We start from the raw sequence: 17001 nt of genomic DNA on the forward strand, positions 1-17001 counted from the left end.
CCTGTCATGAACCGATTTATTGCATGTATCGCCCTGCTTGCAGGGCTTGGTCCGGTGGCCGCGATGGCCCAGGGCATAGATGAAACCATCAACCGGATCTTCGCGGATTATACCGGTTGGTATGTCGGGCTGATCTTTGCGGATCTGCCGGGCACGAACTTCTCGTGGATCGCGCTTTGGCTCGTCGTCGCCGCGCTGGTCTTTACCGTCTATTTCGGGGCCATCCAGCTGCGCGGGTTTGCGCATTCCATTTCGCTGGTGAAGGGCAATTATTCCGACCCCAACGATGCGGGCGAGGTCAGCCATTTCCAAGCGCTGGCAACGGCGCTGTCGGGCACCGTGGGGCTGGGCAATATCGCAGGCGTCGCGGTGGCCGTGGGTATCGGCGGGCCGGGGGCCACCTTCTGGATGGTGGTCGCGGGCCTGTTCGGCATGGCGACAAAGTTCACCGAATGCACGCTGGGCGTCAAATACCGCAACGAATACCCCGACGGACACGTCTCCGGCGGCCCGATGTATTACATGGTCAAAGGCTTTAAGGAGCGCGGCCTGCCCGGTGGACGGGTTCTGGCGGTGCTGTTTTGCATCTTTACCATTCTGGGCGCGCTGGGCGGCGGCAACATGTTCCAGGCCAACCAGGCGCATGCGCAGGTGTCGGGCGTTCTGGGCGATTATCCCGGCTGGATCACGGGCGTGGTTCTGGCGGTCATCACCTTTGCGGTGATCGTGGGCGGGATCAAATCCATCGCGCAGGTGACGGAGAAGGTCGTGCCCTTCATGGGGGTGTTCTACGTCATCGTGTCGGTCATCATCCTGCTGATGAACTGGGACATGATCGGCTGGGCGTTTGGCCAGATCTTCATGGGCGCGTTTACCGGTCTGGGCGTCGTGGGCGGCTTTACCGGCGCGTTGATCCAAGGCTTCCGCCGGGCGGCCTTTTCCAACGAGGCGGGGATCGGCTCGGCGGCCATCGCCCACTCGGCGGTGCGCACCAAGGAGCCGGTGACCGAGGGCTATGTGGCCCTGCTGGAGCCGTTCATCGATACGGTGGTGATCTGCACCATGACCGCGCTGGTGATCGTCATCACCGGGGTGCTCAACGTCGATCCCGAAACCGGGCTTTATGTCTGGAACGCGGAAGCGGGCCGGATCTCCACCGCGGGTGAAGTCTCGGGCGTGGCGCTGACCTCGGCGGCCTATGCGCAGGCGTTCTCGTGGTTCCCGATCCTGCTGGCGATCGCGGTGGTGCTTTTCGCCTTCTCCACGATGATCTCGTGGAGCTATTACGGGCTGAAGGCATGGACCTACCTGTTCGGCGAAGGCGCGGCCAAGGAGGTGGTGTTCAAGGTGCTGTTCTGCCTGTTCATCATCGTCGGCGCTGCGGCAAATCTGGGGCCGGTCATCGACTTCTCCGATGCGATGCTGTTCTCGATGGCGGTGATCAACGTGATCGCGCTTTACCTGCTGATGCCGATCGTGAAGCGCGAACTGGCCAGCTACATCGCGCGGCTGAAATCCGGCGAAATCCGCCGCTTCAAGTAAGCGCATCGTGTGAAACGACAAAGGCCCCCGCATTGGCGGGGGCCTTTTTCATGCGCGCTGATGCCCGGCGGGCGGGATCAGTAGCGGTAATGCTCGGGCTTGTAGGGGCCTTCGACGGTGACGCCGATATACTCGGCCTGCTCGGGCTTCAGCTCGGTCAGCTTGACGCCGATCCGGCCCAGATGCAGGCGCGCGACCTTCTCGTCCAGATGCTTGGGCAGGATGTGCACGGCATTGGAGTATTCGTCCGCGCGCAGCCACAGCTCGATCTGCGCCAGCACCTGATTGGTGAAGGAGGCCGACATCACAAAGGATGGATGCCCGGTGGCGTTGCCGAGGTTCAGCAGACGGCCTTCGGAGAGCAGAATGATCCGCGCGCCCGAGGGCATCTCGATCATGTCCACCTGATCCTTGATGTTGGTCCACTTGTGATTGCGCAGGCTTGCCACCTGAATTTCATTGTCGAAATGGCCGATGTTGCCGACGATCGCCATGTCCTTCATCGCGCGCATATGCTCGATGCGGATCACGTCCTTGTTGCCGGTGGTGGTGATGAAGATGTCGGCGCTGTCCACCACGTCTTCCAGCGTGATGACCTCGTAGCCGTCCATCGCCGCCTGAAGCGCACAGATCGGATCGACCTCGGTCACCTTCACGCGGGCCCCGGCGCCGCTGAGCGAGGCGGCGCAGCCCTTGCCCACGTCGCCATAGCCGCACACGACGGCGACCTTGCCGGCCATCATCGTGTCGGTGGCGCGGCGGATGCCGTCGACGAGGCTTTCCTTGCAGCCATACTTGTTGTCGAATTTCGACTTGGTCACGCTGTCGTTCACGTTGATCGCGGGGAAGGGCAGCTGACCCTTCTTGTGCAGGTCATACAGACGATGCACGCCGGTGGTGGTTTCCTCCGACACGCCCTTGATCGCGTCGCGGGTGCGGGTGAACCAGCCCGGGGTCTCGGCCATGCGCTTCTGGATCTGCGCCTTGATGACCTCTTCCTCCTCGGAGGAGGGGACGGGCAGGATATCCTCGCCCGCTTCGGCCCGCGCGCCCAGCAGGACATAGAGCGTCGCATCGCCGCCATCGTCGAGGATCAGGTTGGCCCCTTCGGGAAACTGGAACGACCGGTCGAGGTAATCCCAATGCTCCGCAAGGCTCTGCCCCTTGATCGCGAACACCGGCACACCGGATTCGGCAATCGCCGCAGCGGCATGGTCCTGCGTCGAGAAGATGTTGCACGATGCCCAGCGGACATCGGCGCCAAGTGCGGTCAGCGTCTCGATCAGCACGGCGGTCTGGATCGTCATGTGCAGCGAGCCGACGATGCGCGCGCCTTTCAGCGGCTGCTCCGCGCCATATTCCTCGCGCAGCGCCATCAGGCCCGGCATTTCGGTTTCGGCGATGTCGAGTTCCTTGCGGCCATAGGCGGCAAGGGAGATGTCCTTGACGATATAATCGGTCATGAGGCCTCCGGCCGTTCAGATGATGAATGTGTCGCGCTTCACATAGCAGTGGGCCCGGAGGCTCACAACCTGCGGGCGGGACCGGGCCGGCGGGTCCCGGTGACGGACGGGATTTACACCCCGTGGGAGAGAAACTAGGCAATGCCCGAATTCGCCCCCGCGCCCAGCCGGATCGGAGCCGCCATGCCCAAACCCACCTCCCGCGCGAAAGCGCCCCGCGCTTGGCAACGTATGTTGTCGGGGCGCAGGCTGGACCTGCTGGACCCGACGCCGCTGGATATCGAGATCGAGGACATCGCCCACGGGCTGGCCTTTGTCGCGCGGTGGAATGGGCAGACGCGGGGCGACTGGCCTTATTCGGTGGCCGAACATTCGCTGCTTGTGGAGGAGATCTACGGCAGGATTGCGCCGACGGGCGATCCGCGCTGGCGGCTGGCCGCGTTGCTGCATGACGCGCCCGAATATGTGATCGGCGACATGATTTCGCCGGTAAAGGCCGCCGTCGGCCCGGATTACAAGGCGCTGGACGACCGGCTGAGCGCGGCGATCCATCTGCGCTTTGGCTTGCCGGGGGTGCTGCCGGTCGCGGTGAAGCGGCGCATCAAGCGGGCCGACAATATCTCGGCGTGGCTGGAGGCGACGCAGCTTGCAGGGTTCGCGGAGGCCGAGGCCACACGGTTTTTTGGCCGCCCCGCGCCGGAGCTGACCGAAGGGCTCGGTATGGATCTGCGCTCCCCCCGCGATGTGCGGCAGGCCTTTACCGACCGGCACGCCGCCCTGCTGGACTTGATCGACGGCTGAAGCGCGATATGCGCGTTCGGCTCACTACCGCATTGCATCCGGCGTGCGGCCCTATAGCTTGCGCGGCAGGGAGTGCCACGCAGATACGTCGTCTCAGGAGACCGTCATGAGTGAACCCGCTCCCGCCGCGCCGATCCGGCCTGCGTCCCCCGCATCCGTGCCCCCTGACGCTGCCGCCGCCCCGACCAAGGCTCCGGCACGGGCGGGCATCGTGATTCTGGCGCTGGCGCTTGGTGGCTTTACCATCGGCACGACCGAGTTTTCGGCAATGAGCCTTGTGCCCTATTTCTCCGTCGGGCTGGGCATTTCCGAGGCGACCGCCGCCCATGTCATCAGCGCCTATGCGCTGGGCGTGGTGGTGGGCGCACCGCTCATCGCCGTGCTTGCGGCGCGGGTGGACCGGCGCATGCTGCTGGTCGCGTTGATGTCGCTTTACGGCATTGCGAACCTGATTTCCGCCGTGACTCCGACCTATGAGCTGATGCTGATCGCGCGGTTCGCGGCGGGGCTGCCGCATGGCGCCTATTTCGGGGTGGCGTCGCTGATGGCCGCGTCGCTGGTGCCGCGCAACCGGCGCACAACGGCCGTGGCCCGGATCATGATCGGCCTGACCATCGCCACCATCGTCGGGGTGCCGTTGAACGTGGTGCTGGGGCAGGGCATCGGCTGGCGCGCGGGGTTCGTCCTGTCGGCGGCGCTGGCCTTTGTCACCGTGGCGGCGATCTGGGTGTTCGCGCAGCGCGGCACCGGCCCCCGCTCCACGGCGAGCCCGCTGCGCGAATTGGCGGCTCTGGGCAACCGGCAGGTTTTGCTGGCGCTGCTGACGGGGGCTGTCGCCTTTGGCGGGTTTTTCGCGATCTATACCTATGTCGCCTCGACCCTGCTGACGATCACCCGTGTCGCACCGGGTATGGTGCCGTGGTATTTCCTGCTGTTCGGAGTGGGCATGACCATCGGCACCATGCTGGCCGGGTGGGCCGCTGACCGGGCGCAGACGCCGACCATTTTCGGGATCATGGTGTTTGCGGTGGTGCTGTATGGCAGCTTTGGGTTGGTGGCGGAAAGCCCGGCGCTGCTGGCGGTATTCGTGACTTTGGTCGGGATGACCGGCTGTCTGTCGACGCCGGTGCAGGCGCGGCTGATGGATGTGGCGGGCGAGGCGCAGACGATGGCGGCGGCCATGAACCACGCCGCGTTCAACGTCGCCAATGCAGCGGGCCCGTGGGTCGCGTCGATTTTCATCGCCGCAGGCTATCCGTTCACGGTCGCGGGCTGGGTCGGGGTGGCGATGGCGCTGGCCGGGATGGTTGTCTTTGCGCTGGCTGTTCTAGACGAAAAGCGCCGCGGACTGTTCATCGCGGACCAAGCGTCCTAGCTCAGCGCGCCGCGCCCGTTACACATTTGCCGCCTGTGTGACAGGCCAGCACCGCGTCGATCTGCGCGGGTGTCGGGTTTTCGTAGAACCAGCCGCCGCAAGGGTCGACTTCGGCGCGGGGGACCGTGGTGGTTTGCTTTAGATAGGCCAGCACTTCGCCTTCGGGCAGGCTGGTGGCGCAGAATTGGCCCAGACAGCTCAGCGCGACGGAAACCGGGCGATCCACCGTCTGGTCAAACCCGTCCTGATCGAGCGCGCGCCCCTGAAACCGGACGCCGTCGGTGATGGCGACCCCGTCCCGTGGCTGTGCGGCGTCGGGCGGCGGCACGGGGGCCGGGCTTGGCTGCGCGAGCTGGCCGGGCACCGTAAAACGCCCCAGCACGGCCATGTAGCGTTCCGACGAGTCGCGCGCCTGAACGTAGTGCTGCACCGGATCGGGCTGCAGGCAGCTCAGCGCAGTGGCGGCACCGGGCAGGATGAGCAATGACGTCAGGCCAGCCACTGCGGCGCAGGTGATGCGGGCGGCAGTCATGATGGGATCCTCCGAGGGGTTGGGTCACCAAGACAGCGTGTTCGGCCCGGTTCAGGTTCCCTGCGCGGGGGACATTGGCGGCCCGTCGCCCAATCCTTCGGCAATCAGTGCGGCCTTCAGCCATGCCCGGAAGTGGCGCGCGGGCGGGGGGAGGCTGCGATCCGGCGCGCGCACCAGAACATAGCGATGCCCCGTGGTTCGGTAGCGCGGGAATGGCGTGGCCAAGCGGCCGAACCGCAATTGATCGGTGACGAGGATCTCGAAGGCGAGGAAAACGCCCAGCCCGGCGATGGCCGCATCGAGGCACATGGACGCATCGGGAAAATCCGGGCCATCGCCCAACTGCGCGGGGTCCATGCCTTCGGCATCGAGCCATGTGGACCAATCGAACATCGCGCCCGGCTCGCGGATGATCGGCACCTGCGCCAGATCGGCGGGCTGGGTGAGGCGCGCCGCGAGGGTCGGCGCGCAGACCGGAACGACGCGCTGATCGAAGAGAGGCTCCACCTCCAGCCCCGGCCACGGACCCCTGCCGATGCGCAGGCAGAAATCGAGATCTTCGCGCCGGGGATCGGCCAGCCTGCTCTCGGATTCGATGCGCACCTTGATGCCGGGGTGGCGCGCATGGAAATCAGGCAGCCGCCAGACCAGCCAGCGCGCGGCAAAGATCGGCGCGACCGAGATCGTCACGACATCTTGGCGCTGACGTTGCAGCCGGGCCAGCGCGGCGCCGATGCGGGCGAATCCGCCCTCCAGCGCGTCGAAGAGGTCGGCGGCCTCGGCGCGGGGCAACATGCCGCGCGGGGTGCGGTCAAAAAGCGGGCGGCCCATTGTGTCCTCGATCCGGGCGATCTGCTGGCTGACCGCCCCCGTCGAGACGCCAAGCGCCTGCGCGGCCCGGCCCAGCGTGCCGAGCCGGGCCACGGTTTCCACCGTGCGCAGGGATTTCAGGGACAGGCGGTCAAGATCATCCATTCAGTTCATCTAAACCCTGAACCGCCAGTTCTGCAATTCTTAGCCATTCTGGGCGGGGCTATATTCAGATCATGTTCAAACGCATCGCCCTTTTCCTCCGCCATCGTGGCCGTCACCAGCGGCTGCGCGGTGTGCTCGATCATCCCGAACTGGCGGGGTTGGGGGCCCGCGCGCTGGCGGATATGCCGATCCCGTGGCCTGCGCCATCCGATCAGGCACCGGATCAGGCAGACGCGCCGGTCTTGATGCCGGAGGGGAGCGGTGCGACACAGGGCATCACCCCATCGCCGGAGACCTGCCCATGCGCCGCTCGCCCCGTTTCTGCCTGCTGCTGACCCCGCGCCCCGCAAAGGCACCGGGCGCATGATCCTTGGCATCGGCACCGACCTTGCCAATATCGAGCGGATCGCAGCGACGCTGGAGAGGTTCGGCGACCGGTTCCGCGACCGCGTCTTTACCGAGACGGAGCAGGCCAAGGCCGAGCGCCGCGCCGATGTGGCGGGCACCTATGCCAAGCGCTGGGCCGCGAAGGAGGCCTGTTCCAAGGCGCTGGGCACTGGTCTGCGCATGGGCATCGCATGGAAGGACATGGCGGTCCGCAATCTGGACACCGGGCAGCCGACGATGGAGCTGAGCGGATGGGCGGCGGAGCGGCTTGCCATGATGACCCCGGCGGGTCACGAGCCGGTGATCCATGTCACCCTGACCGACGATCACCCTTGGGCACAGGCGTTTGTGCTGATCGAGGCACGCCCCGTCGCGGCGCGCTGATCCTTCCCCTGCCTTGACAGTGCGTGGGCCTGCACCCATGAAGCGCGCATATTCATTCTGGTGTCGGGCAGGAACAGATGGCTAAAAGCAGCAAGAAAAGCGAAGGCATTGGCGAAACGATCAAAACGGTCGTCTATGCGTTGCTGATCGCGGGTATCTTCCGCACGCTGTTCTTCCAGCCGTTCTGGATCCCATCCGGGTCGATGAAGGAAACGCTGTTGATCGGCGATTTCCTGTTCGTCAACAAGATGGCCTATGGCTATTCGCAATATTCCTGCCCCTTCGGCCTGTGTCCCATCGACGGGCGGTTGTTCGGCGATGAGCCCGAGCGCGGCGATGTGGTGGTGTTCCGCCATCCGGTCAACGGACAGGATTTCATCAAGCGCCTGATCGGCCTGCCCGGCGACAAGGTGCAGATCCGCAATGGCGTCGTGTTCGTGAATGACGAGGAATTCCCGCAGGAGCCGATCGGCACCTTCGACGAAGACATGGCCCCGCAGGGACCGCAGCAATTGTTCCCGAAATGCGCCAACGCGCCGGTCGGGCAGGGCGGCACCTGCGAGAAGGAAGCCTACCGCGAGACCAACGCCGAAGGCCGCAGCTACACCGTGCTGAACGTGGGCAACGGCCCGACCGATAACACCAATGTCTACACGGTGCCCGAGGGGCATTACTTCTTCATGGGCGACAACCGCGACAATTCCACCGACAGTCGTGTCAGTCAGATGGCCCGCGGTGTCGGGTTCGTGCCCTATGAGAACCTGATTGGCCGGGCGGACCGGGTGATCTTCTCCTCGGCGGGCAAGTCGCTGTTCTACATCTGGACCTGGCGGCTCGACCGCTTCTTTGAAAAGGTCGAATGATGCGTGCATCTTTGGCATAATGGGGCGGAGATGAAGGTTTCCGCAGAGGTCAGGGCATTTGAATCCCGGCTCGGACACCGGTTTACCCGGCCCGAGTTGCTGTCGCGCGCTTTGACGCATCCGTCGATCGCAACCGAAACGCGGCCCTCGAACCAGCGGATGGAGTTTCTGGGCGACCGGGTGCTGAACCTCGTGATGGCGGAGGCGCTTTATACCGCTGACCGCTACGCCGATGAGGGGCAGCTGGCGCCGCGCTACAATGTGCTGGTGCGCAAGGAAACCTGCGCTGACGTGGCGCGCGACATTGATCTGGGTGCCGTGCTGCGACTAGGCCGGTCCGAGATGATGACCGGCGGTCGGCGCAAGCAGGCGCTGCTGGGCGATGCGATGGAGGCGGTGATTGCCGCGCTTTATCTCGATGCCGGGCTGGATATCGCGCGGGAGATCATTCTGCGTCTCTGGGGCGAGCGCATCGACACCGCCGAGGCCCGCGCCCGCGACGCCAAGACCGCGTTGCAGGAATGGGCGCAGGGGCGCGGAATGGCCCCGCCCCGCTATGTCGAAACCGGGCGCAGCGGTCCCGACCACGCGCCGGTCTTTACCATTTCCGCCCGCCTCGACAACGGGGCCGAGGCAAGCGCGTCCGCGAATTCGAAACGCCAGGCCGAGCAGGCAGCTGCCGCCGACCTGCTTGCCCGGCTGGAGAGCAGCACATGAGCGAAGAACAGACCCAGACCCGCGCCGGTTTCGTCGCGCTGATCGGTGAGCCCAATGCGGGCAAATCCACCCTGTTGAACCGGATGGTTGGCGCCAAGGTGTCGATCGTCACGCATAAGGTACAGACCACCCGCGCCCGTATTCGCGGCGTCGCCATCGAAGGCGCAAGCCAGATCGTGTTCGTGGACACGCCCGGGGTCTTCCGCCCCCGTCGCCGTCTGGATCGGGCGATGGTCGCCGCCGCATGGGGCGGGGCCGCCGATGCCGATGTGGTCGTCCTGCTGATCGAGGCGCATCGCGGCATCACCGATGGGGTGCGCGCCATCGTCGAGGCGCTGAAAGAGCGGGCCACCGGCCAGCCTGTCGCGCTGGCGATCAACAAGATCGACCGCGTGCGCGCCGAGGTGCTGTTGAAGCTCAGTTCGGACATGAACGCGCTTTACGATTTCGCCGGCACCTACATGATTTCCGCCGAGAAGGGCTATGGCGTCGATGACCTGCGCGGCTGGCTGGCCGAAACCCTGCCGGAGAGCCCGTGGCTCTATCCCGAAGATCAGATCGCCGATCTGCCGATGCGCATGATCGCCGCCGAGATCACCCGCGAGAAGCTGACCCTGCGCCTGCATCAGGAACTACCCTATCAGCTGACGGTGGAGACCGAAGCATGGGAGGAGCGCAAGGATGGCTCCGCCCGGATCGACCAGATCATCTATGTCGCCCGTGATGGCCATAAGGGCATCGTGCTGGGCAACAAGGGCGAAACGGTGAAGGCCGTGGGACAGGCCGCGCGCACCGATCTGGAAGAATTCACGGGCCGAAAGATCCACCTGTTCCTACAGGTGAAAGTGCGCCCGAACTGGCTGGAAGAGGCCGAACGCTATTCCGAGATGGGCCTCGATTTCAAAGACGGCAACACCTGATGAGCGCCGTGCCGCGTCTGGCCGCCGGGTTCTGGGTGCGGGCTTATCTGGCGCGACTGCGGCTAGCGGATATCCCGGCCTTTGTCGTGGCCAAGGGGGATGAGCAGGCGGGCGCGGTGTTGATCAAGGTCAACACGCTTGACGGTCAGGCCGCCGCCTATCAGCGGATCATGGCGATGGATGGCTCCCGCCCTTGGGACGTGCTGGCCCAAGGCGACGATGCGGAGGTCGAAGCCGCGCTGACGCGGCAACGGGGCTATGATCGCGACCTGTGGCTGATCGAGGTGGAGGACCGCGCCGGGCGTCATCTGCTGGACGAGCCCGGTCTGGCCGATTGACGCGGCGCGAGGGTTCGCCGCCGTCCGGTGCCCTGCTTACTGCGCGGCGATGGCGACCTGCATGTTGTCGAGCATATCGTCCATGACCACGAAATCACCCACCGCATCGCAGTCGGGCAGCCGCAGCCGCAGGTCGAGAGGCTCTGTCGGGGTCGCGGCGCTGTCGGTCGCAAGCTCCGCCCATGCCTCGCGTCCGCAATTGGCATAGGTCACTTCGGCCTCGACGCTGATCGTCACCGCAAGCGGGGCGTCTGGGCTGCGCGGCGCGGTGTAGATTTCGACCATGCGCGCACCGGGGAGGCTGGTATCCCCCAGCGTCTCGAACCGGCCCACGCCCTGCACGACGCCCGCGTGCAAATGGCCCGGCGCGTCAAACGCCGCGCCGTTTTCATAGGCGTGCAGCGCCAGATCCTGTGCGCCGATCCAGTGCAGCGTCGTGTGCACATAGTCCGCCGCGTCCGGCACCTCGGCGCGGGCCTCCAGCGTCGTGCCATCGTCGAACCGGATGCGGGTGACGGTGTGGGTGGACAGCGCGGGCATCTCAAGGCTGAGCCAGCCGTCGCCATCCGTGCGGGCGCTGAAATTCAGCGGGCCTTGGGTGATCGACACGCCGGCATTGACGCGGCAGCCCGCCAGAACAGTCACTGCGACGCGACCCTGCGGTGCGGCCGCGGCCAGCGCATCGGTTTCGCAGGCAGGGCTATGAGGGCCGATTTCCCGGTCGGCCAATTGCGCGACCGCGTCGGGCGTCGGTGCCGCGGAGGCAAGCCGAACGGGCAGGTCGGTTTCAGGCAACGGCAACAGCGATGGCACCGGGTCTGCAGGCAGGCGCTGCGCGGTAAAGCTTGAAATGCGGGGCAGATCGGCCTGTGCCTCGGGGGCGTCGGCGGGGGCCAGTGCAGCGGTGGCCACGACTGCGGGTTGAGCCGTTTCGGCAGCGGGGGTCGCCGCGGCCTGACCGCTGAACCATGTGTTCTGAGCCAGTTGCACGGCGAAAACCACAGCGGCGAACAGCCCGCCGGCGATCAATCCGCGTTTGATCCGTTTGCGCTCCATGCCGTGTCACTCCGCTCGCATTGCACCTGCTTACCGAGGTAACCGGCAATCCTGTCCAAGTTATGGAAAGTTGTGCCTAAATCTCTCCTCAATGCCGCCTTCAGCGCCGGGATCGCCACGAAAAAGCCCCGCCGGTGAGGGCGGGGCTTGGTGTGTCTAGCAAACGGGGCGCGGATCAGACCATGCGCCCGTGGCAGTTCTTGAACTTCTCGCCGGAGCCGCAGGGGCAGGGATCATTGCGGCGCGGATCGCCCCATGTTTCGGGGGCGGTTTCGTCAAAACCCTCGACCAGCGGAGCGGGGCCGCCCGCCTCCGGGCCGCCTTCGGCCTGACGGTCCAGTTCCTGCCGCTGCGCGACAAGCTGCTGCATCATCTTGGCCTGCTCCTCGGGGGAGATCGGGCGAATGCGGGACAGCTTCTGCGTGACTTCGGCGCGGAGCCCGTCAAGCAGACCTTCGAACAACTGGAACGACTCGTTTTTGTATTCGTTCAGCGGATCGCGCTGCGCATAGCCGCGGAAGCCCACGACCGAGCGCAGATGCTCCAGCGTCAGCAGATGCTCGCGCCATTTCTGGTCGATGGTCTGGAGCAGCACCTGCTTTTCGATGGTGCGCATGGTTTCGTCGCCGAACGCTTCGGCCTTCTCGGCCATGAACCTGTCGCTTTCGGCTTCCAGCCGCTCGCGCACGGTTTCGTCGTCAACACCGTCTTCCTCACCCCATTCGGTGATCGGAAGGGTCAGGCCCAGATGTTCCTGCACTTCGGCCTGCAGACGCTCCATTTCCCACTGGTCGGCGTAGGATTTGGCGGGCATGCAATCATCGACCAGATCGTCGATCACCTGATGGCGCATGTCGCGGACGATCTCGGACAAGTCCTTGCTTTCCATGATCTCCCGGCGCTGGCCGAAGATGACCTTCCGCTGGTCGTTCATCACATCGTCGAACTTCAGCAGATGCTTGCGGATGTCGAAGTTGCGGCCTTCGACCTTGGCCTGCGCCTTCTCCAGCGATTTGTTCACCCACGGGTGCACGATCGCTTCGCCGTCCTTCATGCCGAGCGAGGACAGAACCTTATCCAGCCGCTCGGAGCCGAAGATCCGCATCAGGTCGTCTTCCAGCGACAGGAAGAACGCCGAACGACCGGGGTCGCCCTGACGGCCCGACCGACCGCGAAGCTGGTTATCGATGCGGCGGCTTTCGTGACGCTCGGTGGCCAGAACGAACAGGCCGCCTGCCTCCAACACGCGCTGCTTTTCGTCGGCGACCTCGGCCTCCATCCGTTTGCGCACCTCTTCGGGGTCCGCATCGGGATCGGCGGCGAGCGCGTCCAGAACCTTCATCTCGACGTTGCCGCCAAGCTGAATATCCGTGCCGCGCCCGGCCATGTTGGTGGCGATGGTCACAGCGCCCAGCTTGCCCGCGTCGGCAATGATCTGCGCTTCCTGTTCGTGCTGGCGGGCGTTCAGGACGTTATGGGGGACGCCTTCGGCCTGCAGAAGCTGCGACAGGAATTCGGATTTCTCGATCGAGGTGGTGCCGACAAGCGCGGGCTGGCCCTTTGCATGGGCGACCTTGATCTCCTCGACGATGGCGTCGAATTTTTCCTTGGCCGTGCGATAGACCGCGTCGTGTTCATCCACACGGGCGATGCCGCGATTGGTCGGCACTTCGACCACGCCGAGGCCATAGATTTCGGCAAACTCCTCGGCCTCGGTGGTGCCGGTGCCGGTCATCCCTGCGAGCTTGTCATACAGGCGGAAATAATTCTGGAAGGTGACAGAGGCGAGGGTCACGTTCTCGGGCTTGATCTCAAGCCCCTCTTTCGCCTCGATCGCCTGATGCAGACCGTCGGACAACCGACGCCCGACCATCATCCGGCCCGTGAATTCATCGATCAGCAACACTTCGCCGTCGCGGACGATGTAGTCCTTGTCGCGCGTGAACATCTTATGCGCCTTCAACGCCTGCGTGGCGTGATGGACGATGGATGTGCTTTCCGGATCATAGAGCGACTGCGCTTCCGGCAGGATACCGGCGTCGTGCAGCAGCTTCTCCATCGCTTCGTTGCCTTCGTCGGTGAAGGTCACGTTGCGCTGTTTTTCGTCCAGAACGTAATGCGTGTCGTCGAGGTTCGGCACGATCTGATCGACAGATTTGTAAAGTTCCGAACGGTCCGTGCTGGGCCCCGAAATGATCAGCGGGGTGCGGGCCTCGTCGATCAGGATCGAGTCGACCTCATCCACGATCGCGAAGTTGTGCGGCCGCTGGGCCATTTCCTTTAGGTCGGACTTCATGTTGTCACGCAGGTAGTCGAACCCAAGCTCGTTGTTCGTGGCATAGGTCACGTCGGCCTGATAGGCCTCGCGCTTCTCGCCATCGGGCTGCTGGGGGTAAACGACGCCGGTGGTCAGGCCAAGCGCGGTATAGACCTTCGACATCCATTCCGCATCACGGCGGGCGAGGTAGTCGTTGACCGTGACGATATGCACGCCCTTGCCCGACAGCGCGTTGAGATAGGCGGGGAAGGTGGCGACGAGCGTCTTGCCTTCCCCGGTCTTCATCTCCGCGATATTGCCCTGATGCAGGAAGATCCCGCCCATAAGCTGCACGTCAAAGGCCCGCAGGCCAAGCGCCCGGCGCGCGCCTTCGCGGCAGTTGGCAAAGGCCTCGGGCAGCAGGTCGTCAAGGCTTTCGCCATTGCGGGCCCGCTCTGCCAGCGCCTTCGTCTTGTCCTTGATCCCCTCGTCCGTGAGTTTTTCGAACTCGGGCTCCAGCGCGTTGATCTTCGCGACCAGGGGCAGGGTTGCCTTTACTTTGCGGTCGTTCGGCGTGCCGAAGACCTTTTTCGCGATCGATCCGATCCCAAGCATGTTTTCTCCGACTGCCTAGCCTGACGCGGTTGTGTCTCACCTGTGTCCGGAAGTTGCCTTGCCCGCCCCTCCCGGCGGCCCTAGAAAGTCGGGGGATGAAGACGGGCCCGGCATTGCGGACCAATCGCGATGTAAGCGCCCGCCCCCATAGTGTCAACGTCGCCCCCGCGGCGGCCGAAAGGAGAGATACATGCTCGACCCCAAGAAAATCTGGTGTGCCGGTGTAATCGCGGTCGGTTTGGCCGCGCCGCTTCACGCGCAGGACACCCAGACCGGGACCGAGGCTCAGGACACGGCCGAGGCATCCGACAGCAGCGCCGAAACGGCGCGCGATGTCACTGTCGATACCGTGGTGGCGACCGTCGGCGGCACCGACATCACCATCGGCCACCTGATCGTTGCGCGCGGCACTTTGCCCCAGCAGTATCAGCAACTTCCCGATGACGCGCTGTTTGCCGGGCTGCTCGATCAGCTGGTGCAGCAGAACGCGCTGGCTCAGACCATGACCGGTGATCTGAGCAAGCGTGCGCAACTGGCGCTGGATAACCAAAACAGCGGCTTCCTGGCCGGTGCGGTTCTGGAAGACGTCGCGCAGGAGGCCGTCACCGACGAGGCCGTGCAAGCCGCCTATGACGAGCGCTTCGCCAATGCCGAGCCGACGCAGGAATTCAACGCTGCGCATATCCTTGTCGAAACCGAGGAAGAGGCCACCGCCGTCAAGCAGGAGCTGGACGATGGCGCCGATTTCGCGGAACTCGCCAAGGAAAAATCTACCGGCCCGTCCGGCCCCAATGGCGGCGCGCTGGGATGGTTCAGCCCCGGCATGATGGTGCCCGAGTTCGAGCAGGCCGTGATGGAGCTGGAGCCCGGCGCGGTGTCCGAGCCGGTGCAGACCCAGTTTGGCTGGCATGTCGTGAAGCTCAACGAGACTCGGATGCAGGACGCGCCGCCGCTGGAGGAAGTCCGCGCGGAGATCGAGGGTGAATTGCAGCGTGCCGCTGTCGAGGCCCGCGTCGCGGCGATTGTCGAAGAGACCGAGATCGAAAAATCGATTGAGGGTATCGACCCGTCCGTCCTGAGCCAATACGACCTGCTCGAAGAGTGATACGCGAAAGGCCCTGATCACGATGGCTTCCAAACTGCCCGTCTCGCCGCTGGCGCCCGCCAGCTTCCCAAGGCTTCCAGAGATCGGCGGGGTGGAATTTTCCGCCATCGCGGCCGGGGTCCGATATCAGGGCCGGACCGACGTCATGTTGGTCCGGCTCGCGCCCGGCACTTCGGTCGCCGGGGTTTTCACCCGCTCCGCCACCCGCGCGGCGCCGGTGCTGGACTGCGAGGCCAAGCTCGCATTGGCCGCGACCCCCGGTGCGGGGGCGGCGATCCTCGTCAATTCCGGCAATGCCAATGCCTTTACCGGGGCCAACGGCGCCTCTGCCGTGGCAGAGATCTGCGCCGCCGTGGCCAGTGCCGTGGATGTGCCGGAATCGCGGGTCTATACCGCCTCCACCGGGGTGATCGGGGAGCGGCTGCCCGTGGACCGGATCACCGCCGCGATCGGCGCGCTTGCCGCCACGCTGTCGCCCACAGGGATCGAACAGGCCGCGCTGGCGATCATGACCACGGACACGTTTGCCAAGGGATCGCAGGTGCAGGTCGATCTGCCCGGCGGCCCGGTGCGGATTGCTGGCATCGCCAAAGGCTCCGGCATGATTGCGCCCGATATGGCGACGATGCTGGTCTACATCTTTACCGATGCCGATATTGCGCAGCCCTGTTTGCAGCAGATGCTGTCGCAACTGACCGAGACGACGTTCAACGCGATCACCGTCGATGGCGATACGTCGACCTCCGACTCGCTCATTCTGGCGGCGACGGGGGCGGCAGGCGTGCCGCAGATCCACGATGCCGCCAGCGCCGAGGGCAAGGCGTTTCAGGCCGGGCTGGAACAGGTGATGACCGATCTGGCGCAACAGGTCGTGCGTGACGGCGAGGGGGCGACCAAGTTCGTCGAAATCGCGGTGACGGGCGCGCAAAGCGCCGCGGATGCCAAGGCCGTCGCGATGTCGGTCGCCAATTCGCCGCTGGTCAAGACCGCCTTTGCTGGCGAGGATCCGAACTGGGGCCGTATCGTGGCCGCCGTGGGCAAGTCCGGCGCGGTGGCGGACCGCGACCGCCTGTCGATCCGGTTCGGCGATATCCTCGTGGCTGAAAAGGGCTGGGTCTCACCCGATTATGTCGAGGATGACGCTGCTGCCTACATGAAGGGGCAGGATCTGCGGGTCGGCATCGATCTGGGTCTGGGCGAGGGCGCGTTTACCGCGTGGACCTGCGATCTGACCGCGCAATATATCGCGATCAATGCGGATTACCGGTCGTGAAGCTGGTCCTTGTCTCAGCCGTGGCGCTGATCGATGCCGATGGCCGGGTGCTGCTTGCGCAGCGCCCGGAGGGCAAGTCCATGGCGGGCCTGTGGGAATTTCCCGGTGGAAAGGTCGAGCCGGGCGAGACCCCGGAACAGGCGTTGATCCGTGAGTTGCAGGAAGAGCTGGGCATCGACACTTGGGAAAGCTGCCTTGCGCCGCTGACCTTCGCCAGCCACGGCTACGACGATTTCCATCTGATGATGCCGGTCTTTGCCTGCCGCAAATGGCAGGGCACGCCGCAGTCGCAGGAAGGCCAAACATTGAAGTGGGTGCGTCCGGCAGAGTTGCGCGATTATCCGATGCCGCCTGCCGACATCCCGCTGATTCCGGTGCTGCGGGATTGGCTCTAGGCG

Annotated in this window: 16 protein-coding genes; 11 read left to right on the top strand and 5 right to left on the bottom strand. The window is 64.9% G+C overall.

Annotation, left to right across the window (positions count from 1 at the left end):
• The first annotated feature begins 6 nt into the window (after positions 1-6).
• Complete coding sequence (locus tag CBW24_RS01785; RefSeq protein WP_088662542.1) at positions 7-1542, top strand: alanine/glycine:cation symporter family protein; 1536 nt, start codon at positions 7-9, stop codon at positions 1540-1542.
• Between the two features lie 77 nt (positions 1543-1619).
• Here the strand turns inward: CBW24_RS01785 and ahcY are convergent, their stop codons facing one another.
• Positions 1620-3005, bottom strand: coding sequence for an adenosylhomocysteinase (ahcY, locus tag CBW24_RS01790; RefSeq protein ID WP_088662541.1), 1386 nt, complete (start codon positions 3003-3005; stop codon positions 1620-1622).
• Positions 3006-3188: 183 nt separating this feature from the next.
• Here ahcY and CBW24_RS01795 point away from each other — a divergent pair, with 183 nt between their 5' ends.
• A complete protein-coding gene (locus CBW24_RS01795; RefSeq protein ID WP_097374087.1) occupies positions 3189-3806 on the top strand; it encodes an HD domain-containing protein in 618 nt (205 codons plus the stop codon).
• A 106-nt stretch (positions 3807-3912) separates the two neighbouring features.
• Entirely contained in the window at positions 3913-5181 is a 1269-nt protein-coding gene (locus CBW24_RS01800; protein WP_097372487.1) for an MFS transporter, read from the top strand.
• Position 5182: 1 nt separating this feature from the next.
• Here the strand turns inward: CBW24_RS01800 and CBW24_RS01805 are convergent, their stop codons facing one another.
• Together CBW24_RS01805 and CBW24_RS01810 are read right to left on the bottom strand one after the other, a co-directional pair.
• Positions 5183-5713, bottom strand: a complete 531-nt coding sequence (locus tag CBW24_RS01805) for a hypothetical protein (RefSeq protein ID WP_097372488.1) — start codon at positions 5711-5713, stop codon at positions 5183-5185.
• 51 nt (positions 5714-5764) lie between these two features.
• Positions 5765-6688, bottom strand: coding sequence for a LysR substrate-binding domain-containing protein (locus tag CBW24_RS01810; protein ID WP_097372489.1), 924 nt, complete (start codon positions 6686-6688; stop codon positions 5765-5767).
• A gap of 363 nt (positions 6689-7051) precedes the next feature.
• Between CBW24_RS01810 and acpS the strand changes: the two genes are divergently transcribed.
• From acpS to CBW24_RS01835, 5 genes are all read left to right on the top strand, one after another.
• Positions 7052-7459, top strand: coding sequence for a holo-ACP synthase (acpS, locus tag CBW24_RS01815; protein ID WP_097372490.1), 408 nt, complete (start codon positions 7052-7054; stop codon positions 7457-7459).
• Positions 7460-7536: 77 nt separating this feature from the next.
• Positions 7537-8322 carry a signal peptidase I gene (lepB, locus tag CBW24_RS01820; protein ID WP_088662535.1) on the top strand — a complete coding sequence of 262 codons (786 nt, stop codon included), beginning with the start codon at positions 7537-7539 and terminating at the stop codon, positions 8320-8322.
• Between the two features lie 30 nt (positions 8323-8352).
• Positions 8353-9039 carry a ribonuclease III gene (rnc, locus tag CBW24_RS01825; RefSeq protein ID WP_088662534.1) on the top strand — a complete coding sequence of 229 codons (687 nt, stop codon included), beginning with the start codon at positions 8353-8355 and terminating at the stop codon, positions 9037-9039.
• Positions 9036-9959 carry a GTPase Era gene (gene era, locus CBW24_RS01830; RefSeq protein WP_088662533.1) on the top strand — a complete coding sequence of 308 codons (924 nt, stop codon included), beginning with the start codon at positions 9036-9038 and terminating at the stop codon, positions 9957-9959. The genes rnc and era overlap by 4 nt, the downstream gene beginning before the upstream one ends.
• Before the next feature lie 8 nt (positions 9960-9967).
• Positions 9968-10297 (top strand): DUF1491 family protein, encoded by a 330-nt coding sequence (locus CBW24_RS01835; protein ID WP_097374088.1) that lies wholly within the window; start codon positions 9968-9970, stop codon positions 10295-10297.
• Between the two features lie 36 nt (positions 10298-10333).
• Here CBW24_RS01835 and CBW24_RS01840 read toward each other — a convergent pair whose 3' ends face one another.
• Together CBW24_RS01840 and secA are read right to left on the bottom strand one after the other, a co-directional pair.
• On the bottom strand, positions 10334-11353 hold the full coding sequence (locus CBW24_RS01840) for a hypothetical protein (protein WP_097372491.1): 1020 nt from the start codon (positions 11351-11353) through the stop codon (positions 10334-10336).
• 175 nt (positions 11354-11528) lie between these two features.
• Positions 11529-14225: a preprotein translocase subunit SecA gene (gene secA / locus CBW24_RS01845; protein ID WP_097372492.1), complete on the bottom strand. Its 2697-nt coding sequence runs from the start codon at positions 14223-14225 to the stop codon at positions 11529-11531.
• 190 nt (positions 14226-14415) lie between these two features.
• On the opposite strand from secA, the gene CBW24_RS01850 reads away from it, so the two are divergent.
• The 3 genes from CBW24_RS01850 to mutT are packed head-to-tail and all read left to right on the top strand — an operon-like array spanning position 14416 to position 16998.
• The gene (locus CBW24_RS01850; RefSeq protein ID WP_088662529.1) at positions 14416-15330 is read left to right on the top strand and encodes a peptidylprolyl isomerase; all 915 of its coding nucleotides are present in this window, start codon (positions 14416-14418) and stop codon (positions 15328-15330) included.
• A gap of 22 nt (positions 15331-15352) precedes the next feature.
• The gene (argJ, locus tag CBW24_RS01855) at positions 15353-16603 is read left to right on the top strand and encodes a bifunctional glutamate N-acetyltransferase/amino-acid acetyltransferase ArgJ (RefSeq protein ID WP_097372493.1); all 1251 of its coding nucleotides are present in this window, start codon (positions 15353-15355) and stop codon (positions 16601-16603) included.
• The gene (gene mutT / locus CBW24_RS01860) at positions 16600-16998 is read left to right on the top strand and encodes an 8-oxo-dGTP diphosphatase MutT (RefSeq protein ID WP_097372494.1); all 399 of its coding nucleotides are present in this window, start codon (positions 16600-16602) and stop codon (positions 16996-16998) included. The genes argJ and mutT overlap by 4 nt, the downstream gene beginning before the upstream one ends.
• Positions 16999-17001: the final 3 nt, after the last annotated feature.

This window comes from Pacificitalea manganoxidans (genome assembly GCF_002504165.1).
Lineage (GTDB): Bacteria > Pseudomonadota > Alphaproteobacteria > Rhodobacterales > Rhodobacteraceae > Pacificitalea > Pacificitalea manganoxidans.